The sequence below is a fragment of the Undibacterium sp. Rencai35W genome (assembly GCF_049340185.1).
GTDB lineage: Bacteria > Pseudomonadota > Gammaproteobacteria > Burkholderiales > Burkholderiaceae_D > Undibacterium.
Map to the genome: position 1 here is coordinate 310,822 of NZ_JBMPPC010000005.1, position 22,504 is coordinate 333,325.

General features: G+C 50.9%; 23 protein-coding genes. 16 read left to right on the forward strand and 7 right to left on the reverse strand.

Annotated elements, in window-relative coordinates; translation table 11 throughout:
* The first annotated feature begins 155 nt into the window (after positions 1–155).
* The 9 genes from ACO0K3_RS13310 to ACO0K3_RS13350 all read left to right on the forward strand — a co-directional run bounded on the left by ACO0K3_RS13310 (position 156) and on the right by ACO0K3_RS13350 (position 9,500).
* Entirely contained in the window at positions 156–914 is a 759-nt protein-coding gene (locus tag ACO0K3_RS13310) for an AzlC family ABC transporter permease (RefSeq protein WP_422985318.1), read from the forward strand.
* Positions 907–1,230: an AzlD domain-containing protein gene (locus tag ACO0K3_RS13315; RefSeq protein ID WP_422985320.1), complete on the forward strand. Its 324-nt coding sequence runs from the start codon at positions 907–909 to the stop codon at positions 1,228–1,230. The genes ACO0K3_RS13310 and ACO0K3_RS13315 overlap by 8 nt, the downstream gene beginning before the upstream one ends.
* Before the next feature lie 111 nt (positions 1,231–1,341).
* A complete protein-coding gene (locus tag ACO0K3_RS13320; RefSeq protein ID WP_422985322.1) occupies positions 1,342–2,535 on the forward strand; it encodes a phosphoglycerate kinase in 1,194 nt (397 codons plus the stop codon).
* A gap of 151 nt (positions 2,536–2,686) precedes the next feature.
* Positions 2,687–4,120 (forward strand): pyruvate kinase, encoded by a 1,434-nt coding sequence (gene pyk, locus ACO0K3_RS13325; RefSeq protein ID WP_422961630.1) that lies wholly within the window; start codon positions 2,687–2,689, stop codon positions 4,118–4,120.
* A 97-nt stretch (positions 4,121–4,217) separates the two neighbouring features.
* Positions 4,218–5,282 (forward strand): class II fructose-bisphosphate aldolase, encoded by a 1,065-nt coding sequence (gene fba, locus ACO0K3_RS13330; protein WP_422961629.1) that lies wholly within the window; start codon positions 4,218–4,220, stop codon positions 5,280–5,282.
* Between the two features lie 104 nt (positions 5,283–5,386).
* Positions 5,387–6,283 (forward strand): phosphoribosylaminoimidazolesuccinocarboxamide synthase, encoded by an 897-nt coding sequence (locus ACO0K3_RS13335; protein WP_422985324.1) that lies wholly within the window; start codon positions 5,387–5,389, stop codon positions 6,281–6,283.
* 2 nt (positions 6,284–6,285) lie between these two features.
* On the forward strand, positions 6,286–6,798 hold the full coding sequence (purE, locus tag ACO0K3_RS13340) for a 5-(carboxyamino)imidazole ribonucleotide mutase (RefSeq protein WP_422985326.1): 513 nt from the start codon (positions 6,286–6,288) through the stop codon (positions 6,796–6,798).
* Between the two features lie 279 nt (positions 6,799–7,077).
* Positions 7,078–8,283 (forward strand): 5-(carboxyamino)imidazole ribonucleotide synthase, encoded by a 1,206-nt coding sequence (locus tag ACO0K3_RS13345; protein ID WP_422985328.1) that lies wholly within the window; start codon positions 7,078–7,080, stop codon positions 8,281–8,283.
* A gap of 161 nt (positions 8,284–8,444) precedes the next feature.
* Positions 8,445–9,500, forward strand: coding sequence for an L-threonylcarbamoyladenylate synthase (locus ACO0K3_RS13350; protein ID WP_422985330.1), 1,056 nt, complete (start codon positions 8,445–8,447; stop codon positions 9,498–9,500).
* A 52-nt stretch (positions 9,501–9,552) separates the two neighbouring features.
* On the opposite strand, the gene ACO0K3_RS13355 is transcribed toward ACO0K3_RS13350, so the two are convergent.
* Together ACO0K3_RS13355 and ACO0K3_RS13360 are read right to left on the reverse strand one after the other, a co-directional pair.
* On the reverse strand, positions 9,553–9,813 hold the full coding sequence (locus ACO0K3_RS13355; RefSeq protein WP_422961624.1) for a SemiSWEET transporter: 261 nt from the start codon (positions 9,811–9,813) through the stop codon (positions 9,553–9,555).
* Between the two features lie 13 nt (positions 9,814–9,826).
* A complete protein-coding gene (locus ACO0K3_RS13360) occupies positions 9,827–10,333 on the reverse strand; it encodes a flavin reductase family protein (RefSeq protein WP_422985332.1) in 507 nt (168 codons plus the stop codon).
* A 350-nt stretch (positions 10,334–10,683) separates the two neighbouring features.
* On the opposite strand from ACO0K3_RS13360, the gene ACO0K3_RS13365 reads away from it, so the two are divergent.
* The 4 genes from ACO0K3_RS13365 to ybeY all read left to right on the forward strand — a co-directional run bounded on the left by ACO0K3_RS13365 (position 10,684) and on the right by ybeY (position 14,263).
* Entirely contained in the window at positions 10,684–11,037 is a 354-nt protein-coding gene (locus tag ACO0K3_RS13365) for a hypothetical protein (RefSeq protein WP_422985334.1), read from the forward strand.
* Between the two features lie 197 nt (positions 11,038–11,234).
* Positions 11,235–12,575 (forward strand): tRNA (N6-isopentenyl adenosine(37)-C2)-methylthiotransferase MiaB, encoded by a 1,341-nt coding sequence (gene miaB, locus ACO0K3_RS13370; RefSeq protein ID WP_422985336.1) that lies wholly within the window; start codon positions 11,235–11,237, stop codon positions 12,573–12,575.
* Positions 12,575–13,711, forward strand: coding sequence for a PhoH family protein (locus tag ACO0K3_RS13375; RefSeq protein WP_422985338.1), 1,137 nt, complete (start codon positions 12,575–12,577; stop codon positions 13,709–13,711). Before miaB ends, ACO0K3_RS13375 begins: the two co-directional genes overlap by 1 nt.
* A 99-nt stretch (positions 13,712–13,810) precedes the next feature.
* Entirely contained in the window at positions 13,811–14,263 is a 453-nt protein-coding gene (gene ybeY, locus ACO0K3_RS13380) for an rRNA maturation RNase YbeY (protein ID WP_422985340.1), read from the forward strand.
* 132 nt (positions 14,264–14,395) lie between these two features.
* Here the strand turns inward: ybeY and ACO0K3_RS13385 are convergent, their stop codons facing one another.
* Entirely contained in the window at positions 14,396–15,952 is a 1,557-nt protein-coding gene (locus tag ACO0K3_RS13385) for an oligopeptide:H+ symporter (RefSeq protein ID WP_422985342.1), read from the reverse strand.
* 460 nt (positions 15,953–16,412) lie between these two features.
* Positions 16,413–16,913, reverse strand: a complete 501-nt coding sequence (locus ACO0K3_RS13390) for a GFA family protein (RefSeq protein ID WP_422985344.1) — start codon at positions 16,911–16,913, stop codon at positions 16,413–16,415.
* 187 nt (positions 16,914–17,100) lie between these two features.
* Here ACO0K3_RS13390 and ACO0K3_RS13395 point away from each other — a divergent pair, with 187 nt between their 5' ends.
* Both ACO0K3_RS13395 and lnt read left to right on the forward strand, forming a co-directional pair.
* Complete coding sequence (locus ACO0K3_RS13395) at positions 17,101–17,979, forward strand: HlyC/CorC family transporter (RefSeq protein ID WP_422957537.1); 879 nt, start codon at positions 17,101–17,103, stop codon at positions 17,977–17,979.
* 63 nt (positions 17,980–18,042) lie between these two features.
* The gene (gene lnt, locus ACO0K3_RS13400; protein WP_422985346.1) at positions 18,043–19,620 is read left to right on the forward strand and encodes an apolipoprotein N-acyltransferase; all 1,578 of its coding nucleotides are present in this window, start codon (positions 18,043–18,045) and stop codon (positions 19,618–19,620) included.
* Positions 19,621–19,684: 64 nt separating this feature from the next.
* Here lnt and ACO0K3_RS13405 read toward each other — a convergent pair whose 3' ends face one another.
* Positions 19,685–20,404, reverse strand: a complete 720-nt coding sequence (locus tag ACO0K3_RS13405) for a ribonuclease HI family protein (RefSeq protein ID WP_422985348.1) — start codon at positions 20,402–20,404, stop codon at positions 19,685–19,687.
* Positions 20,405–20,459: 55 nt separating this feature from the next.
* On the opposite strand from ACO0K3_RS13405, the gene ACO0K3_RS13410 reads away from it, so the two are divergent.
* The gene (locus tag ACO0K3_RS13410) at positions 20,460–20,981 is read left to right on the forward strand and encodes a hypothetical protein (protein ID WP_422985350.1); all 522 of its coding nucleotides are present in this window, start codon (positions 20,460–20,462) and stop codon (positions 20,979–20,981) included.
* Positions 20,982–21,013: 32 nt separating this feature from the next.
* Here the strand turns inward: ACO0K3_RS13410 and ACO0K3_RS13415 are convergent, their stop codons facing one another.
* Both ACO0K3_RS13415 and ACO0K3_RS13420 read right to left on the reverse strand, forming a co-directional pair.
* Positions 21,014–21,607, reverse strand: a complete 594-nt coding sequence (locus ACO0K3_RS13415) for a flavin reductase family protein (RefSeq protein WP_422985352.1) — start codon at positions 21,605–21,607, stop codon at positions 21,014–21,016.
* 69 nt (positions 21,608–21,676) lie between these two features.
* Positions 21,677–22,120 (reverse strand): thioesterase family protein, encoded by a 444-nt coding sequence (locus tag ACO0K3_RS13420; RefSeq protein ID WP_422985354.1) that lies wholly within the window; start codon positions 22,118–22,120, stop codon positions 21,677–21,679.
* Positions 22,121–22,504 lie beyond the last annotated feature (384 nt).

Here is a 22,504-nt window from a genome sequence, read left to right on the forward strand (position 1 = left end):
GTTAACTTTTGTGGGACGCGTGCCTGGTGTTACTTTTGTGGCGATTGATATGGCACTACATAGTATGATTTTAACGGATTGCGGGCCAGATGCATGTGCGATGAATCAGTTTAGTCGGTAAAATAATGGACTTTTCCGCATAAATAAAGCCTCCCATGAGTTTTGAATCCGATCAGCTTGCTTTCCGAGAAGGATTGAAAGTAGGCATGCCTAGCCTGTTTGGCATCGGTGCATGGGGGCTGGTTGTCGGCGTCGCTATGATTAAAGCCGGTCTGAGTGTCCCGCAGGCATTCGGTATGACTTTCATGGTATTTGCCGGTTCGGCTCAGTTGGCCTCCTTGCCGTTGATCGCCGCACATGCGCCAGCCTGGGTTATTTTTGCTACGGCGTTAGTCGTAAATCTGCGTTTTGTCATTTTTTCAGCGATTCTTGCACCGCACTTTGCGCATTTACCCTGGCGCACGCGTGCTTATCTCGGCTATTTTTCCGGTGATATCTCCGTCGCATTGTTCATTCAGCGCTTTCCCGGTTCTGGTCATGAAAAAGGTAAGTTACCTTATCTTAAAGGTCTGATCATCCCTAACTGGGCCTCCTGGCAGGTAGGTTCTGTGGTGGGTATTTTGCTCGGAAGTCAGGTGCCAATGAGCTGGGGGCTGGGATTTGCCGGGACTCTGGCGATTTTATGCATCATGTTGCCTCTGGTAATGAATAAAGCCGCAATGGTCGGCGTCGTGGTAGCAGGCACGGTCGCGCTGCTATTGGTCGATTTTCCTTACAAGCTTGGTTTGCTGGTCGCTGTTGTACTCGGTATGGGAGCCGCAATGGCGGCAGAAGAATGGCTGGAGGCGCACGGGAAAAATGCCTCCGCGAAGCAGGCCGGTGACATCGACAGTGAAGGAGATACCCATGAGTGAGGGAGAAATCTGGCTGGTGATCGTATTGCTCGCCGTAGCGACCTTCATCGCACGCAGCTCATTCTGGCTGGTGGGCCATCGTATTAATTTGCCAAAACGAGTACAAGAGGCCTTGCGCTATGCGCCAGCCTGCGCTCTGGCAGCGATTATCATGCCTGATTTGCTCATGAATAACGGACATATCGTATTTGGCATGACGAATCCCAAGCTCATCGCTGGCATTGCAGCGACGGCATTTTTCCTGGTTAAGAGGAATATGCTGCTGACGATTTTTTTCGGGATGGCGGTATACACCTTCATTCGCCTGGGGTTGTAAGATTTACATCTGTTTTGCGCAAAACCTGCTAAAAACGGTGTAGTCTGGGGCGGCTGTTTGGTAGAATACGGGACTTAGATTTTTCTCCCACCTCTTTCATTCGCCACCTCCATGCAATTTAATCGACTCAGCGACCTGATCGCCGCCAATCAACTCCAGGGCAAGCGTGTATTTATCCGTGCAGATTTGAATGTGCCGCAGGATGATCACGGCAATATCACCGAAGATACCCGTATCCGCGCCTCAGTTCCAGCGATTCAGCAAGCATTGAAAGCAGGCGCTGCCGTCATGGTGACGTCCCATCTAGGACGTCCGACCGAGGGCGAGTTTAAAGCAGAAGACAGTCTGGCACCCGTTGCAGCACGTTTATCAGAGTTGCTGGGTATGTCCGTCGAGCTGAAACAAAACTGGCTGGATGGCGTTGATGTTGCTGCAGGCCAGGTCGTTTTGCTGGAAAACTGCCGCGTCAACAAAGGTGAGAAAAAGAACGACGACGCGCTGGCGCAAAAAATGGCAGCCCTGTGTGACGTGTACGTGAATGATGCCTTTGGCACCGCCCATCGCGCCGAAGCCACGACCCAAGGTATCGCCAAATATGCCAAAGTCGCTTGCGCCGGTCCATTGTTATCTGCAGAACTCGATGCCTTGGGTAAAGCGCTTGGCCATCCGGCACGCCCACTAGTGGCAATCGTTGCAGGCTCCAAAGTATCCAGCAAACTCACTATTTTGAAGTCACTGGCAGACAAGGTTGATAACCTGATCGTCGGCGGCGGCATTGCGAATACCTTCATGCTCGCAGCTGGCCTGAAGATCGGTAAATCCCTTGCGGAAGCAGATCTGGTCGATGAGGCAAAAGCCATCATCGAGATGATGGCCAAACGCGGTGCATCCGTACCCATTCCAACCGATGTTGTGTGCGCCAAAGAATTTTCCCCGACCGCTGTAGCCACGGTCAAAGCAGTCAGCGATGTCGAAGCCGATGACATGATTCTCGATATCGGCCCCGTTACCGCAGCAACGCTGGCAGCACAAATCAAACTGGCGGGCACGATTGTTTGGAACGGCCCGGTCGGCGTGTTTGAATTCGATCAGTTCGGCAATGGCACCAAGGTATTGGCGCAGGCGATTGCTGACTCGAAAGGATTCTCTATTGCTGGCGGTGGCGATACTCTGGCGGCGATTGCCAAGTACAACATTACGGATAAAGTCGGCTATATCTCGACAGGCGGTGGCGCTTTCCTCGAATTTTTGGAAGGTAAAACCTTACCAGCAGTAGAAATTTTGTTGCAACGTGCAGTGAAGTAAGGCACAGGGTTATTTGAACGAACTGCTGCAACGAAGTACCGCGGCAATAAGTGCAGCAAAAATACAGAAAAAATATCGCAATACCGCAATGTAATAAGAGTAATAAAGCGATAAAAATCGACAGAGCAGTATTCAATTATCAGGAGACCAGATGTCACGCGGAACCAAAATTGTTGCAACGATAGGCCCAGCTTCTACAGAGTTAGCGATTCTAAAACGCATGCTGCAAGCAGGCGTTAACGTTGTTCGTTTGAATTTTTCGCATGGCAAGGCGCAGGATCATATCGATCGCGCCACTCTGGTACGCCAGGCAGCAGCGGAGTGTGGTCGTGAGATCGCCATTATGGCTGATCTGCAAGGTCCGAAAATCCGTATCGGCAAGTTTGAAAACAGCAAAATTGAGATTGCAAACGGTGACAAATTTATCCTGGACGCCGATTGCACTTTGGGTAATCAAGAGCGTGTCGGACTGGATTACAAGGCCCTGCCACGTGATGTAAAACCAGGTGATGTCTTGCTGCTCAATGATGGTTTGATTGTGCTGATCGTAGAAAAAATCATTGGCAATGAAATTCACACTATCACCAAAATAGGTGGTGAGCTGTCGAATAACAAAGGGATTAATCGTCAGGGTGGCGGCTTAACCGCGCCGGCATTGACCGCCAAAGATATGGAGGACATCAAGACAGCGATGTCGTTTCAAGCCGATTATGTGGCCGTGTCTTTTCCGAAAAATGCAACGGATATGGAAATGGCGCGTCAGTTGGCGAATATTGCCGGCGAAGCCTACAGTCACAAGCCGATGATGATTGCCAAGATCGAGCGTGCTGAAGCGATTCCGCTGTTGCAGGAAATTCTGGATGCGTCAGACGGCATCATGGTGGCACGTGGCGATCTGGCTGTTGAGGTTGGCAATGCCGCAGTCCCTGCGTTGCAAAAGCGCATGATCAAGATGGCGCGTGCGTCGAACAAGCTCGCGATCACGGCGACGCAGATGATGGAGTCGATGATTGTCAATGCCGTACCGACTCGCGCCGAAGTATCCGACGTCGCGAATGCCGTGCTGGATGGCACCGACGCAGTGATGACTTCCGCGGAAACTGCGTCCGGTAAGTATCCGGTTGAAACCGTCGAGGCAATGGCGGCAATTTGTGTCGAGGCAGAGAAGTTTCAGGAATGCAAACTCGATGCAGATTTTTTGAATCAAACCTTCACCCGCATTGATCAGTCGATTGCTTACGGTGCCTTATTCACGGCGTATCACTTACGTGTGAAAGCCATTGTGGCCTTGACCGAGTCGGGCTCGACCGCACTCTGGATGAGCCGTCATAATATTGATATTCCTTTATTTGCGCTGACGCCCAGCATCGCAACGCAGCGCAAAGTCGCTTTGTACCGCAATGTGCAGACGTATACGTTGCCGCACTCGAATGATCGCGAACTGGTGTTGAAAGCAGCAGAAGATATTTTGTTGAAAAACGGCGTAGTCGCAAAAGGTGACATGATCGTATTGACCTGGGGCGAACCGATGGGCCAGATCGGCGGCACCAACGCGCTGAAAATCGTCAAGGTCGGAGATAACTAAACAGACGGAGCGCAATCAGTTGGTGTCGCAGAACAGTCTCGCCACAAGCCATTGCTTTCCTCGCACAGATTTTTAATCGTACTTCTGGAGTTCTATTATGCCTCTCGTATCCATGCGCCAATTGCTGGACCACGCCGCCGAAAACGGCTACGGTTTGCCAGCGTTTAACGTCAATAATCTGGAGCAGGTCACTGCCATCATGCAAGCCGCCGATGAAGTCGGTGCGCCGGTCATCATGCAAGCGTCAGCCGGTGCCCGCAAGTATGCGGGTGAAGCGTTTCTGCGCCACCTGATTGAAGCCGCGGTCGAAGCTTATCCGCATATTCCTGTGGTGATGCATCAGGATCATGGTCAGTCACCTGCCGTGTGTATGGCTGCGATCAAATCCGGTTTTACTTCCGTGATGATGGACGGTTCGCTGATGGAAGATGGCAAGAGCGTTGCCAGCTACGACTACAACGTCGAAGTCTCACGTGAAGTTGTCAAATTCGCGCACTCCATCGGCGTGACGGTAGAAGCCGAACTGGGCGTACTCGGTTCGCTGGAAACCATGATGGGCGATAAAGAAGACGGTCACGGTGCCGACGGCAAAATGACTCGTGAACAATTGCTGACCGATGTCGATCAGGCCGCTGATTTCGTCAAACAAACACAGTGCGACGCATTGGCGATTGCGATCGGTACTTCACATGGCGCATACAAATTTTCACGTAAGCCTACCGGCGACATTCTGGCAATTGACCGCATCAAAGAAATCCACGCACGTATCCCGAATACCCATCTGGTGATGCATGGCTCCTCTTCCGTACCACAAGAACTGCTGGAAGAAATTCGTCAGTTCGGCGGCGACATGAAAGAAACTTACGGCGTACCGGTAGAAGAAATCGTGATCGGTATTCAGCATGGCGTGCGTAAGATCAACATTGATACTGACATCCGTTTAGCAATGACCGGCGCAATCCGCCGTTATTTGTTTGAGAATCCAGGCAAATTTGATCCGCGCGACTATCTCAAGCCAGCGCGTGAAGCGGCAAAACTGGTCTGCAAAGCGCGTTATCTGTCATTCGGCTGCGAAGGTCAGGCGGCAAAGATCAAGCCTATGCCTCTGGAAAAAATTGCTGAACAATACAAAAAAGGCAGCTTGGCTCAGTTGGTCAAATAAGCCAGCAGCTTAGTGCAACAAACTCATTGCAGTAACATCAGTAAATCAATTTAAAAAAGACGGGGCGCACACTGCGCCCTGCGTACTTTTAAAAAGTAAATATTATGACGACGCAAATCAATTCCACTCTGCATTCCTTGCCGCTGCTAGGCCGCGGTAAAGTCCGTGACAACTACGCTGTCGGTGACGACAAACTCCTGATCGTTACCAGCGATCGTTTGTCCGCGTTTGACGTGATCATGAATGAACCGATTCCCGATAAAGGTCGCGTATTGAATCAGATGGCTAATTTCTGGTTTGAAAAACTCGGACATATCGTGCCCAACCATCTGACTGGTATCGCGCCGGAAACGGTTGTTGCTGCTGAAGAAGTCGAACAAGTGCGCGGTCGTGCGGTAGTAGCAAAACGCTTGAAGCCGATCATGGTCGAGGCCGTCGTGCGTGGTTATATCATCGGCTCCGGCTGGAAAGATTATCAGGATACCGGCGCCATTTGCGATATCACTTTGCCAGTGGGTTTGCCACAGGCAGCAAAATTGCCAGCACCAATTTTTACCCCAGCGGCCAAAGCAGAAATGGGTGAGCACGATGAGAACATCAGCTATGCTAAAACAGAAGAGCTGATCGGCAAAGAACTCGCTGCCAAGATCCGCGACATCAGTATTCAGTTGTATTCTGAGGCCGCAGAATATGCGGCTACACGCGGCATCATCATTGCCGATACTAAGTTTGAATTTGGTCTGGATGACGACGGCGTATTGCATTTGATGGATGAAGTGTTGACAGCGGACTCTTCTCGTTTCTGGCCTGCAGATTCGTATGCGACGGGGATTTCGCCGCCATCGTTCGACAAGCAGTTTGTACGTGATTATCTGGAAACTATTACGAGCTGGAAAAAGACAGCGCCCGCACCTGATCTGCCTGATGAGGTCGTACAAAAAACAGCTGCCAAATACCGCGAAGCGCTTGAGCGCCTGACCGGTGAGACATTGAAGGCCTGATCATGACGCAAGCAAATCAAGCGGCAGTCAGCCCGGTACTTGTCGGCGTTGTGATGGGTTCTTCATCCGATTGGGACGTGATGCAGCATGCGGTTGCCGTGCTCAAAGAATTCGGTATCGCTTTTGAAGCGCAGGTCGTCTCTGCGCATCGTATGCCGGATGAGATGTTTCGTTATGCCGAGACTGCCCGTGAGCGCGGTGTGCGTGCGATCATCGCCGGTGCCGGCGGTGCGGCACATTTACCGGGGATGATCGCAGCAAAGACTATCGTGCCGGTACTGGGCGTACCCGTGCCGTCGAAATATTTGCGTGGTGAAGATTCCTTATTGTCGATTGTGCAGATGCCGAAGGGGATTCCGGTCTCGACGTTTGCGATCGGTGAGGCAGGGGCGGCGAATGCAGCTCTTGCAGCGATTGCCATGCTGGCGACGACCGATGAAGCGCTGGCGCAAAAACTGGTGGACTTCCGCATCAAACAGACTCAGGTTGCGCGTGACATGATTTTGCCGGTGTAACGTGGATGTTGGTTGAGGAGGGCGATGCCTGAATGCGCTGAGCTGCTTGCATTCGCTTTAGCTTTCTTCAATTTGCTTCATTTGCATGCATTTATGTGCATTAAATATATGGGTACTCCTATCCAGTATATTTTAATGCACTAATAAAAAAGTGCGGAATAGACCTGTTTTTATAAATTTAATGGGGAGTATCTATTTTTCTCCCTTGTGCCATGTAGTATCTGGTGCGATTCTTCATTGGCCTAGCGCTAAGGGTCGCACCGCTTTCAGTTTGACATCATGACTATCGATACCCAACCACACCCACGTCAGGCGCTGTTGCCGAATACCGATCAAAGTTGCCTCGGCATTTTAGGCGGCGGCCAGCTCGGTCGCATGTTTGCGCATGCTGCTCAATCCATGGGGTATCGCGTTGCGGTGCTGGAGCCTGAGGCGGGTTGTCCGGCGGGGCAGGTCGCTGAGCATCATCTGCAGGCAGCCTATGATGACCGCGATGCACTACTCGCTCTCGGCAAGCTGAGTCACGCAGTGACGACCGAGTTTGAAAATGTGCCTGCCGGTAGTTTGATCATGCTGGCACAACATGGCTTCGTCTCTCCTGCCGGAGAATGTGTGTCAGTGGCTCAGGATCGTTTGCAGGAAAAGGAATTTTTCACGCGCTGCGGTGCGCATACAGGCGTGTTCCCCGCGCCACATCTCGGCATCGCCAATGAGAGCGATCTTGCCAGTGTCGGTGACCATTTATTGCCAGGCATTTTAAAAACCGTACGCATGGGCTACGACGGCAAGGGTCAGATCCGCGTGCGTACGCGCGACGAGCTGGCAACCGCGTTTGCAGAGATGAATGGTCAGGTATGTGTACTGGAAAAAATGCTGCCGCTTGCGTATGAAGTATCGGTGCTGGTAGCGCGCGGTGTCGATGGTGAAGCGGTGGTGTATCCGATTGCCGAAAACGTACACCGTGATGGCATCTTGTTCACCACAACAGTACCAAGTCCGAATGTCACTGACGGAGTAGCGCATAAGGCGCAAAAAGCCGCACTCGAACTGATCGCCGAGCTTGGTTATGTTGGTGTCTTGTGCATAGAATTTTTTGTACTGCAAGACGGCTCGCTGGTGATCAATGAAATGGCACCGCGTCCACACAACAGCGGCCATTACACGATAGATGCCTGCGTTACCAGCCAGTTCGAGCAGCAAGTGCGCGCGCTTGCGCAACTGCCTCTGGGCGATGTGCGTCAGCATTCATCCGCGGTCATGCTGAATATTCTTGGCGATGTCTGGTTCGACGGTGACACCGGCTCAGCGCACGACCCGGCCTGGGATCAGGTGCTGGCTTTGCCTGGTGCTCATCTGCATTTATACGGCAAAGCCGAGGCGCGACGTGCCCGTAAAATGGGCCATATTACTTTCGTCGCCCCGACATTGGATGCAGCGCAGGCAACGCTGGCGAAAGCCTGTGCGATCCTTGGTATCGCGGCATAAATCCGCTGAGATTGCTGCTACACCTTACATGTCGTATGTGAGGCGTAATACAAACAGAGCAATCAAAAAAATACATCAACATTAAATCACCATAAGCAAGCACGAGTCAGCATGAGCAAGTACCCGCAATCACCAGCAACCACTAGCAATGACCAGCCACTATGAGTAACAGCGGTTCAGTATCCTCTGCTCCCGTAACAGCGCTCGCATCATCGCTTACGCTAGCCGCACAACAGCTCGCAGCTGGGCAATTAGTCGCTTTCCCCACCGAGACCGTGTACGGACTAGGCGCAGATGCCGAGAATCCGGCAGCGGTGGCGGCGATCTATGCGGCCAAAGGACGACCATCCAATCATCCGGTGATCGTGCATCTCGCTCCCGAGGCTGATATCGCCTATTGGGCGCAAAATATTCCGGACGAGGCGCATCAGCTGATCGCCGCATTCTGGCCAGGGCCGCTGACCTTGATTCTGCAGCGTGCCGCTCATATTCCTGATGCCGTATCTGGTGGTCAGGATTCGGTTGGTGTGCGTTGTCCTTCGCATCCGGTAGCGCAGGCTCTGTTGCGTGCGTTTAAACAAGGCAAAGGCGGTATCGCAGCACCATCCGCGAATAAGTTCGGTCACGTCAGCCCGACCACGGCACAGCATGTGCGGGATGAATTTCCTGCTGAAATAGCTAGAGGCATGATCGCTTCTGTACTCGACGGCGGGCAAAGTGAGGTCGGTATTGAATCGACGATCGTCGATCTGACACGGCTGGCGACACATGGGCCGGTATTGCTGCGCCCGGGTCATATTTCATCGGCGCAATTAGCTGCGGTATTGGGCCGGGAGATTGCTGCACCTGACGCCGCCGCGCCACGCGCATCGGGCACGCTGGATGCGCATTACGCACCGAACACGCCGGTCGTTTTAATTGCCGATGCGGTACTGGAAAATACCGTGCAGTCCTTGCTGGACGCCGGTAACAAAGTGGCGGTCATGCGTTATCACGAGCATCGTTCGCAAGCGCTGGCGGGGCTCAAAATTCTGGCCGCAGATCCTGCTGCGTATGCGCATGATTTATATGCAGGTCTGCGCGAGCTGGATGAGGTACAGGCCGACGTAATTCTGGTTGAGATGCTACCGGATGATAAGGCCTGGCAAGGTGTGAATGACCGCTTGCGCCGTGCCGCGTTTGATTCCAGAGATGTATTGCAGAAGCTGCTCAAATAAGCTGCTCCATAAATTGATATAACCAAGCGACGTAACCAGCGCGCGTAGCCGTTTATTTATACAGCAGCTTCATCACCAAAATAAAGATTGCCAGCACCAGCGTAATAAAATTCGCAATGATGATGGGCAGCGCGTGCAGCATCAAGCCATATGCCAGCCACATCGCAATCCCGCCAACGAGAATGACGTACATGCCAAGCGATACACCCTCTGCGCGTTTACGACGCCAAGTCAGCCATGCTTGCGGAATAAAGGCGCTGGTGGTCATGCAGGCAGCGAGATAACCGATGAGATCGGTGAGTGATGCGGTCATAAGATTCAGAAAATTATTTGGAAGGCGCTAAAAACTGTCCCGAATGAAAGACCAGTGGCGCCTGTGGTGTGAATTCGCAATGTTCGACTTCACCGACAAAGATAACGTGATCGCCTTCGGGATAGCGGCTGCGATTATGACACTCAAACCACGCCGATGCACCAACTAAAATCGGATGGCCGGTGCGCGACAAGCTGTATTCGACACCGTCAAAACGGTCCTTTTTCTTGCTCGCGAATTGCTCTGCCAGCCAGGCTTGCTCCGCAGACAGGATGTTCACCACATAATGCGAGTTGCCGCTAAATACCGGCATGCTGGTCGCTGTATTCGCCAGACTCCACAACACCAGAGGCGGATCGAGCGAAACGGAATTGAAGGAGCTGGCCGTTAGGCCAAGGAAGGTACCATCGGCCAGACGTGTTGTAATGACCGTCACCCCCGTCGCAAACTGCGACAAAGCCTGACGGAAGTGGCGGGTATCAAATTCGCGCGTAGCGGCGCGGGGAGAGCGAGTGTGCATCAGGATTCCACAATTATTTGGGGCGTTTCCGCGATTGTCCATCAGGTACGCTTAACAGTGCTATCTGAGCGCCGACGAAGCATTGCCGCTCATATTGTCGTTTGTTTTTGACTTTTTTCGTTGCTCATGATTCGCCATGAGCGCCTCATTCACGGCAAAACACCTTCGACAAGTGCATCCGTCATCATCTCAAATTTTGATGGACAGCCCCCGATTATGCCAAATAAGTCGTTGTCACGTGAGTCCTGTAAGCGGTTCAGTCCGCATGTGTTAAACTTGCGCCCTCAAAAGACCGTGCATATGTTGCATAAGTTGTTGATTTGTTTGTCTATTTTGTAGGAGGTATTCATATGGCTTGTCTGCTCGTACTGCGACGCTATTGCGCGATGTTTTTGCTGCTTGGTTTAAGCCTGACAGTGGGCCTCGCTCACGCAGATCCGCGTGCTTTCCCGGCAGGGACTAAGCGCGGTGTACTGACCGCGTCTGCATATCCTGACATCGTGATTGATGGAAAAGTCCGCAGAACTCAGCCCTCGACACGTATTTATGATGAGGTCGGTTTGCTGGTGTTGCCTGCTACTTTGCCGTCTGCGACATTGACCGTCAATTATCTGGCAAACGATTACGGTGACATTGAGCGCATCTGGATTTTGACCACAGAAGAAGTCAAACAAGACATCAGTAAGCAAATTAAACAAAATTAATTATTTTAATTATTTTAATTATGTTAATTATTAATTGAATCTAGTTAGTTCACACGCTTAGTTGCTGACAGTTACTGAAAGTTGCTGAACTTAGTTCGCTCAATAATTAGCCCAGTAGTTTTAGCAAGGCGATCCGGTGATGACAACAATCTGCGGAAGAGCCAGATCTCAGCGTACATAGAAAAGAAGTCAGTTTTATGCAAAAAAAAGTATTTATTAAAACCTTCGGTTGTCAGATGAACGAGTATGACTCGGACAAAATGAATGACGTGCTGCACGCCGCCGAAGGCATGATTAAAACCGACAAAGCGGAAGACGCCGACGTCATCCTGCTCAACACCTGTAGCGTGCGTGAGAAGGCATCGGAAAAAGTGTTCTCCGATCTCGGTCGCCTGCGCGAACTCAAGCGCGACAAGCCGGATCTGATCATCGGTGTCGGCGGTTGCGTGGCATCGCAAGAAGGCGCGGCAATTATCAAGCGCGCGCCTTACGTTGACGTTGTGTTCGGACCGCAGACTTTGCATCGTTTGCCGCAATTATTAAGTGACCGTCGCACCAGCGGGCGTTCGCAAGTGGATATCAGTTTTCCGGAGATAGAAAAATTCGATCACTTGCCTCCGGCAAAAGTCGAAGGGGCAACCGCCTTTGTTTCCATCATGGAAGGCTGCAGCAAATATTGCAGTTACTGCGTCGTGCCGTACACCCGAGGCGAAGAAGTCTCGCGCCCGTTCAATGATGTGCTGGCTGAAGTCGCCGGACTGGCTGCGCAAGGGGTGAAAGAAATTTCTTTGTTAGGCCAGAACGTCAATGCGTATCGCGGCACCATGGAAGATGGCGAGATTGCGGATTTTGCCTTGCTGCTGGAATACATCGCAGAATTCCCTCAGATTGAACGCATCCGTTTTGTCACCAGTCATCCGAAAGAATTTAATCAGCGCCTGATCGACGCCTTTGCGAAGATTCCAAAAATTGCGAACCATGTATTCCTGCCAGCGCAGCATGGCTCGGATCGTATTTTGTCTGCAATGAAGCGTGGCTATACCGCGATAGAATATAAATCGGTACTGCGTCGTCTGCGCGCGGTACGACCTGATATTTCGATTTCATCGGATTTTATTGTGGGCTTCCCGGGTGAGACGCAAGAAGACTTTGATGCCTTGATGAAGCTGATCGATGACATCGGTTTTGATAATAGCTTTAGCTTTATTTTCAGTAAGCGTCCCGGTACGCCTGCGGCGAATCTGGCCGATGATACGCCGCATGAACTCAAGCTGAAACGTTTGCAGCATTTACAGGCAGTGATCGACAGTAATACGAAGAAATACAGCAATGCGATGATCGGCACAGTGCAGCGCATCTTGGTAGAAGGTCCGTCAGTCAAAGATCCGAATGAGTTGCAGGGGCGTTCTGAAAATAATCGCGTGGTCAATTTTGCTGGCCCAGCCAGCCTGATCGGCCAGCTGGTGAATACCCGAATTACAGAGTCGTACAATTATTCGCTGCGTGGCGAGCTTGTTGATGAACTGATAGAAAATTAATGAAACCAAAAACGCCTGTCCCTGTTCTGCATTTTGTTCCTCAACCGATGGACAACACCAAGCTTGCGCATTTGTGTGGGCCTCTGGATGAAAATTTGCGCCAGATTTCGGCGGCTCTCGATGTCAGTATTTTTCGCCGCGGTGACAAGTTTATTGTCAGTGGTACGAATGCTCAGCACGCACTGGAGATGCTGGAGCATTTTTATGCCCGTGCGAAAAAAATCATTTCGATTGATGAAGTCCAGCTTGCACTGGTTGAACAGCGCGCCAATGCCAGCGCCAAAGCGCATGCCGAGGCCGGTGGCGATATGCTCAGTGCGGCAGATAAAGTAAAAAAACCACGCAAACTGTCCAAGGTTGTTGAGGTGCTGGAATCGCCGGATGACGTCGAAGAGTCGGATGATGTCGAGAGCCCGATACTCAAAACCCGTCGCAGCGATTTGCGCGGACGTACGCCACATCAGAACCTGTATCTGAAAGCAATTGTCGAACATGACATCACTTTCGGTATTGGTCCTGCGGGTACTGGCAAGACTTATCTTGCGGTTGCCTGTGCTGTCGATGCCCTGGAGCGTGATGCTGTTAAACGTATTATCCTCACCCGTCCTGCGGTAGAGGCAGGCGAGCGCCTGGGATTTTTGCCCGGTGATCTGGCACAAAAAGTTGATCCGTATCTGCGGCCTTTATACGATGCCTTATACGATTTGCTCGGCTTTGACCGTACCCAAAAAATGTTTGAGAAGCAGGCGATCGAAATTGCACCGCTCGCTTACATGCGTGGACGTACGCTGAACCACGCTTTTATCATCCTAGATGAAGCGCAAAACACCACGCCGGAACAAATGAAGATGTTCTTGACACGGATCGGTTTTGGCAGCAAAGCCGTGGTGACAGGCGATGTGACGCAGATTGATTTGCAGCGCGGTCAGCGCAGCGGTCTGGTCGACGCCTGCCAGGTTTTGAGCGATGTGCGCGGTATTGCGTTTAATCGTTTTACCAGTGCCGACGTTGTGCGTCATCCTCTGGTCGGCCGGATTGTCGATGCTTATGAAACTGCAAGCGCACACACCGCTGACCTCGGTAATCTGAAGCATCCGACGCCTCTGGCATCGGCCTACCATGGCCGAAAAAAATAAAATCACTAATCTGCTTAAGCAGATTAAGCAGATTAAGCACATTAAGCACATTAAGCAGATTAATTGTATCAACCCGACTCTCTCGCTGTTAACCTTACCATGGCTGCAAAACATAAACTGACTCTATCCGTGCAATATGCCGACCCTCGTTTGAAAGACGCATTGCCGCGTCCGCTATTGCGCAAGACCATACAGGCGGCACTGTTTGCACCGGCAGAACTCACACTGCGGTTTGTCGATGCAGAAGAGGGGCGCACACTGAACCGCGATTATCGCGGCAAGGATTATGCGACCAATGTATTGACCTTCGCCTACACCGAAGATGAGGACGCCGAAGTCACCCAGGCGGATATTATTTTTTGTACCGACGTATTACTGAGTGAAGCGCAGGAACAAAAAAAATCAGTCGAGGCACATGCCTTGCATCTCGTCGTGCACGGCGTGTTGCATGCGCAAGGCTATGATCATGAAAACGATGAAGAAGCCGAAGAGATGGAAGCTCTGGAAGTTGAGATTCTGACGAAGCTGGGTGTGGCGAATCCTTACCAGTAAACCAGAACCGGCCTCAGCAAAGTAAAAAAGCTACGCCAGTGAGGCGTAGCTTTTTTTATGCTTCAGCAAAGGGGAAAGTGTCTACTGAGGTTGCTGTCGGTGAGTCCGGCAGCATATTTGCGCAGACTCCCGTCAGACCTTACGGTAATTATTCACTACGCGATAGTTTCGGGCGTAGATAGCAAATGCCATTGCCGCCAGCAAGGCAAAGCCTGCGAAGAAGAACATCTGGAAGGCGGTGACACTCATACCGGTGCTTTGTATCTGCGTCGTCACCGACTCACTCTTCACACTCGAATTCGCCAGCAATACCCACAAGTTGCCGATCGTGACAGACAAATTCCAGAAGCTCATGATCACGCCTTTCATCGCTAGCGGCGCCTGGCTATAGGCGAACTCAAGTCCGGTTGCCGAGACCAGAACTTCACCAAATGTCAGCAAGGCATACGGCAGAATTTGCCAGGTGATGGATAAGGCATTCCCACCGTCAATCGCGATTTGCATCATGCCGACGACGATCCAGGCAATACCGGAGAACGCAATACCCAGTCCCATACGGCGCAGCGCAGTGAGTTCCACACCGATACGTTTTAAAAGCGGATACAGGATCAGATTGTTGAACGGGATAAGCAGCATGACCAGCAAAGGATTCAGTGCCTGCATTTGCGCCGACTGGAACCACGATGGTTTGGTCATCTGGTCTGCCTGCAAAATCCAGGTCGAGGCTTTTTGATCAAACAAAGACCAAAACGGCGTCACCAGAGCGAATACCACCAGCAAACGTAACACTGAGCGTACGCCATCCACGGCTTCATCCGGATGCATGCCGCGAGCACGGTCAAGCTGTATCCATGCACCTGCACCGCCAAAGCCGAGGATCAATACCAAGGCCAGACACAAGGCGGCAACGATACCGATTCCAGGTGTCATGAAGAGCGCGCCGATCGCCAGAACCACGCCCAATACAGCGATGATAAAACCAGTGCGTGACTGACCGGGTGTGGCTGTCATTAGGGCCGTGCGGATGACGTTCAGGAAAGAATCAGGATTCTTTGCTGCGGGTGCGACGTGCACATATTTTTTGTTGCCTGACCAGAATACCAACGTCGCAATCAACATTAATAAACCTGGAATACCAAACGCAACGCTTGCGCCGTATTGCTTCAGGAAGATAGGCATTAGCAGCGATGCAAAGAACGAACCGAAATTAATAATCCAGTAAAAGCCATCAAACACTTTTTGGGCGAGATGCTTATTGGTATTGTCAAACTGATCGCCGACAAATGAGGCAACCAGCGGTTTGATGCCCCCAGACCCCAGCGCGATCAGGAAGAGGCCGGTATAAAAACCATTCCGGTTGTCGTCAAATATCGCCAGACAGGCGTGGCCAGCGCAGTACACCAGACTTAGCCAGAACACGGTATTGTATTTGCCGAAAAAACGGTCAGCGAGCCAACCGCCAAGCAGCGGGAAAAAATACACGCCGATGACGAACGTATGAAACACCTCTTTCGCCATGCCCTTACGCATCGATTCTGGCATTGACAATAACAGGCTGGTAATCAGAAACGGTGTAAGGATATTACGCATGCCATAGAAGCTGAAGCGCTCGCAACCCTCATTCGCGATGATGTAGGGAATCTGCGACGGCATTTTCGCCTGATCGTGATTATCTGGTGTTTGACTCATTCAATTCTCCATCTAACTATTATTGTGGTTTGTTAGAGATAGCCAAACGGCCTCCGAAAAGGCCGTTGTGGATGTCTGCAATCGCACGCTTGTCGCTTGTGACATGTACGAGGGTACGCGGCTGATTGACTGAACGCTGACGATATCAGGTGTTTGACTGACATGAAAGCAAAGCAAGTGTCGCAGTATCTCTAGTTGCCTAAATATCTGTCAAGAATTAGTTGAAGATGAAAAGAAAAACGACAAAAATAGAGATGAATGCTATTATTTTTTCTTCTTTGCAGTCAGGCAAGCTTGCTGGCACAAGCCATCACCTTATCTATTATTCAGAATTTCTTTTCGTTGTGAGAATACATACTAATAGGGAGTATTTTTTATATCGCATTTAAAACACTGCGGGAATCAAGCTATTTTTAGTAAAAATATGGGGAGTATATGTATTTCACCAGTGCTCATATGGTCAATCCGGCTTTTGTTTGCCAGTCTTCACCAGGACGGTGTTCAGCCGCTCCAGACTTGGCTGTGACCAGAACGATTTGCGGTCATAGTATTCGCGCACTGCGGGCGTGGATGCCGGTAAGCTCACCCATGCTTGCTTGGTCGATGTGAAGATATGGATGTCGGGCGGCATCGCATCAGGCTGATCGAGGGAGCCGACCCGCAAGAAACGCAGTGCTTCACCAGCACCCGCATAATGGCTCCAGACAGCAATCTTGCAGTGCGGGCAGCGGGCGATTTTTTGTCCTTTGCCGCTATTGCTGGGGGTGTTGATGAACTCTGGTTCGCCACAGATTAATTCGACCTGATCCGCCTCCAGCATGGCGTTAAGAGCAAACGCAGCCCCTGTTTCGCGCTGGCACCAGGTGCAATGACAGCAATGTACAAACAAGGGCGCACGCAAAACACGGTAGCGCACGGCACGGCAGGTGCAGCCGCCTTCAATGGGATAGTGGAACTGCATTTTTATCGCTCCTAAAAAATAAGGATATATCGACTGACATAGCCTGTGAGATAGAACCTTAACCCAGCTGTGATAAGCAAAAATAAGCAAAAATCCGAGTTTAAATTAGGCAAAAAACATTCAAAATTTGGGGTGGGGCCGCATTTGTTGTATCCTATAGGATTGAAACAACGGCGTTAAGCCTTATATGCAAGAGCACTCTAGTAGCGTCAGACCATCTGACGTTAAACCACACAGGTCATTGTTTGAACGATTGACCGCACTGATTTCTCCCGAGCCTGAGAACCGCGCCGAACTGCTGGAAGTCCTGCACGACGCGCAAGAACGTAACCTGATCGACGCGGATGCGCTGGCGATGATCGAAGGGGTGTTCCAGGTATCTGACCTTGCTGCACGCGATATCATGGTGCCGCGTTCCCAGATGGACGTGATTGATATTTCCAAACCGATCGAAGAATGGATGCCTGAGGTCTTGTCGACGGCGCATTCCCGCTTCCCTGCGATTGAAGGTGATCGCGATAAGGTAGTCGGCGTTCTGCTTGCGAAAGATTTATTGCGTTATTACGCTGAAGAGTCTTTTGATGTGCGCGTGATGTTGCGCCCGGTGGTGTATATCCCGGAATCAAAACGCTTAAATATCCTGTTGCGCGATTTCCGTGCGAATCGCAATCACATGGCGATGGTGGTCGATGAATATGGCGGTATCGCTGGCCTGATCACGATCGAAGATGTGCTGGAGCAGATTGTTGGCGACATCGAAGATGAATATGACTTTGATGAAGAAGAAGACAATATCATCGCGCTGGAAAATAACGGTGACGGTGTGCGCTGGCGTGTCAAAGGTCTGACCGAGATTGAACAATTCAATACCGTGCTGGGCTCGCATTTCTCCGATCAAAAGCTTGATACCATTGGTGGCTTTGTCACCGATTATCTGGAGCATGTGCCGCATAAGGGTGAAGAATTCAATATCGGCAATCTGCATTTTGAAGTCTTGCGTGCCGATGCGCGCCAGGTACAAATTTTACTGGTCGAAAAACGGCCGGTGCTGGTGGCCGATGAATGAGGCGGATGTCGCCCTCATTCGTATCGTATTTGTCGCCAGCGTCCTCATGCTGAGTTAACTCACTTGCGCTCTCTTCATCTGTCTTTTCGTTCATCCATCCTGCTGGCGTTGCTGGCGGGTGGCTTGAACGTCTTTTCGTTTGCTCCCTTTCATTTCTGGCCATGGCAGGCAATCAGTCTTGCGCTGATTTTCTGGTTAAGCCAGTCGGCTAGTTTTTCTTCTCTGCGTCGTCAATTTTTACTGGGATGGACATACGCCTTTGGCTGGTTATTTTGCGGCGTGAGCTGGCTACTGATCGCGATGACACGCTACGGCGATATGCCCTGGCTGATGGCGATCGCGGCACTTGCTTTGCTGGTCACGTATCTCGCGTGCTATGCAGGTCTCGCTTTGCTTCTTAGTGCAAAATTAAAGCAGCGTTGGCAGCTCACCGATGTCAGTAGCCTGTTGTTGGTCATGCCAGCTTTTTGGATGTTGTCTGAGTGCCTGCGTGGCTGGGTATTTACGGGCTTCCCCTGGCTGGCATCTGGTTACGCGCACACAGACAGTCCACTGGCTGGTTTTGCCGCTCTGATCGGCGTGTATGGACTTGGCTGGATCAATGCCTTGCTGGCAGGTGCTTTGGCGCTCGGTGTGCGAAAAAAAATCTGGCGCTTGCGCTTATTGCTGGCAGTGGTTGTCATCGCTTGCGTTGGTCTGGCTGTGCGGCAAGTACAGTGGACACAGCCGTATGGTCAGCCGCTCAGCGTGAGTTTATTGCAGGGGAATGTTGCGCAGGATGTGAAATTTAATCCTGAGCATATCAGTGACTCGCTCAGCCTGTATCACGACATGATCCTCAGCGCACCGGCGGACCTGGTGGCGGTTCCTGAGACTGCTTTGCCAGTATTGTCCAGCCAGTTGCCGCCAGATTATCTCCCATTGCTGAACGCGTTTGCGCAAAGTACGAATAGCCATCTCGCGATCGGTCTGGGCGTGCATGACGGCGGTGATCAATATACGAACAGCATCCTCGGTTTTTCCAGGGAATATGCATCTCGCGCTTACCGTTACGATAAACATCATCTGGTACCGTTCGGCGAATTTATTCCCTTCGGATTTCGATGGTTTGTCAATCTGATGCATATCCCTTTAGGCGACTTTAGCGGTGCCGGTGTGTTACAGGCGCCGATGCAAGTAAAAGATCAACTGGTGATGCCGAATATTTGTTACGAAGATTTATTTGGTGAAGAAATCGCAAGTCAGCTTTCAGAGAGCGCACATAGTCCGACCATATTGCTGAATGCATCGAATATTGCCTGGTATGGCGACTCGATTGCGATTCCGCAGCATCTGCAAATTTCTCAAATGCGTGTACTGGAAACCGGTCGCCCTATGCTCAGAGCGACCAATACAGGAGCAACTGCAGTGATCGCCGCAAATGCCAGGGTGATTGCGCAGGCGCAGCCTTTGACCCGGCAAGTATTGCGGTCAAACGTGCAGGGAACGAGTGGCCTGACGCCGTATGTACGGTGGGGGAATCTCGGCGTGCTGGTGATAGCCGTGCTGGCGCTGTCACTAGCGTATATGGCTGCCAGGCGATCAGGTTCTGCTGGCGCACTTGCACAATCAGAGCTTGCAAGGAATCAGGCTAAAGAATAACGATGTATAGAAACAGTGTCGAGGGCAGTAAGGCTATTTAGTCTCAGTGACGGTTTTTATATTTTTAAAAGTTTTCTAATATTGCCGCTTGCGACAAAGCGTCGGCGATGACATTTTTCTCTCTCGGTATCCATTGCAGATGTAACTCCTTAAATTTGCTCGCTAGCGCCAAACTTTGTAAAAAATGGTTTTGCAAAATACCGGACGGAAAATGCGGCACCGTAGAGTTTTGCTTTTGCATCCCAGCGCTCGCAACCCCATGTGCTGCATTGTTGATGGCATCGATCACGACGCGGCTATCGCCCCAGACACGTAATTGATCAACACCCAATTCCAGTGCGCGTATCAGGACACTTTGCAAGGCATGGAATTCCGCTTCATTGTTGTCACCGTCGGGCATGCGCTGGCTGATTTCTATGCGTTGCCCGTCAGGGCTGATCAGCACGCCACCGATACCGATTTTTCCTGGGTTTGGATGTGCAGAGCCGTCGAACCATGCTTGCCAGCTACGACCGTCTGTCATGGCGTCGTCTGAAGCTGATGCTTGTCTGCGCAGGCTGCTTTCGGATTTTTGCTGTTGACGTAATGCCGATGCGGCTATGCGTTTTTGACCAATCACTTGACGCTGCTGAATCAGGGCGTCGAGGCCAGCTTCACCGGCTTGCTTTTGTAGTACGCGTTGTAACGCACGTTCTTCGGTAAACTCCCCTGCCTTGATCAGGCGGCGACTTTGCTTGAGCTCTGCTTTAAAAGCGATGGACAGGAGTAAATCGTGAGTTGGCATGGATGCTCGTATACACTAGATGTTGTGAATGAATAATAACTAAAGTGGGCAAATTATGTCGGATCAAGATAAAAACGAAAGCCTGTCATTTCTGCCAGTCGGCATGATTGCCAATGGCGGTACCTATGCGCAGGCAATCGAGTTAGCAGCAATCAAAAAACATCAGGTGGCCGGCTGGGCGCCGTTCCATTACGCGAAAATATCCGATACTGAGTATGAGTGTACCGGTGGTTTCGCGATTGGTAGTGGCGGGCAAAAAAAATGGCCTGAGCCGCATACCAGCATGATCGTCAATGAAGCTGAAATCGCGTCCGAGCTGACCCGGTTGCTTGCCGATGAGGATACTAATCTCGTCGCTCAATTCCAGACCGTAGCCTCTGGCACTTCACCGAACTCATCACAGGTGACACCAGGATCTGCGCTCACTGCCAATGTGACCGGCGCTTCTAAATATCTGACCGTAGTTTTTCAATTGCCCGATGATGCGGCAGGCCAGCAGCGCATCAAGGATGCCTTTAAGATCGATACGAATTTCTTTGGTGCACAAGTCACTTCCGTGTCGACTCGCCTGCCGTAATCAATACGGCTGATTGTCGTTTATGATGCCGATCAGCGTGCCCAGCCCGTTGGTCTCGCAAGAGTAAAATTTTCTGTCGCTTTAGTGCGGCCATACCAATCAGCTCCCATGCGTGAAATCAGATCGAGTTTCATCGGATCGATTTGCTGATCGTCGCCTAGAATCGCGTCGTCAATATGAGCTGCCACGACTTCACCAAAAATCACATAACAGGATGGCGCATGCGCCGGGTAGGGCATGATTTGACTCAGCTTGCATTCGAAGCTGACAGGCGTGCCGTCAACACGTGGCACGTTGATCTTGGTTGACGGTAAGGCGCCTACTCCGCATTGCTCAAATTCGCTGACCTCTGCATCGTAACCAAATGAAGTGTCGTTCATCAGCTTGACCAGATCGTGTGATACCAGGTTGACGACGAATTCACCGGTTTCTTTGATATTCCTTACAGTGTCTTTCATGCTGCCATTACTGTTCACTAACGGTGAAAACATCAGCGTCGGTGGTGATGGTGTGATCATCTGAAAAAAACTGAATGGTGCTAAATTCGTGCGTCCATCTCGGGATCGCGTAGAAACCCAGGCGACTGGTCGCGGCGTAATCGTCGACGCCATCCAGAAGTAGGCCATGCGGGGTTCAAGAGTAGAAAAGTCAATTAGCATATAGGTCGGCTCCATTGGAGATCAAGTGGGGTGCTATCAGGCTAGCCAGTTAACGAGCGGGAATTTGGTTCTGAAGTTTTCTGGCATGGTGACTACGCTTGCTTGTTTATAGTCATAAAAAACGAAACCGGATTTTGCCATGGCGATCAGGCTGTCATCGCGTGGACGGGTAATGCGGAAGGTGATATCGCCGCCGTATTTGTTGAAGTCCATGACACCGACTTCAAACTGCAACTGATCTCGTGCATGCGCTTCGGCTTTATACGTTGTTGCAAGGTCGGTCACGATAATGCCTGTGCCGTTGTCCTCAGTTTCGCCAATACCAAATTCAAATAAAAACCGTGCGCGCGCTTCCGAGATCATGGAAATCATCGAATCGTTGCCAAGATGATTGGCGGCATTAATGTCAGTGACTCGCACGGTGAGCAGGGTGGTGTAGCAATACTGGTTTTCGGGAAAATGCAGACTAAGACGTGCCATAAAAAATTCTTTTTAAAAAATAGGGTGCGTAACACCAAGGTCGTTCAATTGAGGCCTTAGCCTGAAGTCGTCGCCCCTGCGCAGGCAGGGATCCAGTGTCTTTTGGCAATAACGTCATTAGATTCCAGCCTTTGCCGGAATGACGAAACAAGGGATATGGTTTAACTGAACAGCATTAGTAAGTCACACCCGAATATTACCCTTGTGACGGATGATTTTCGGCAGATGTTTGAAGTCAGTTTGAAGGGATGGATTGTTTTCATTTAAACCACAAAAAATCCAATGCGCTTTGGAAAAAATGGTAATAAAGCCAATGCGCTTTGGGAAAATCTAGTCACTACAAAATATTTATGTAGTATGACTACATAAATATTTAAGATCGAC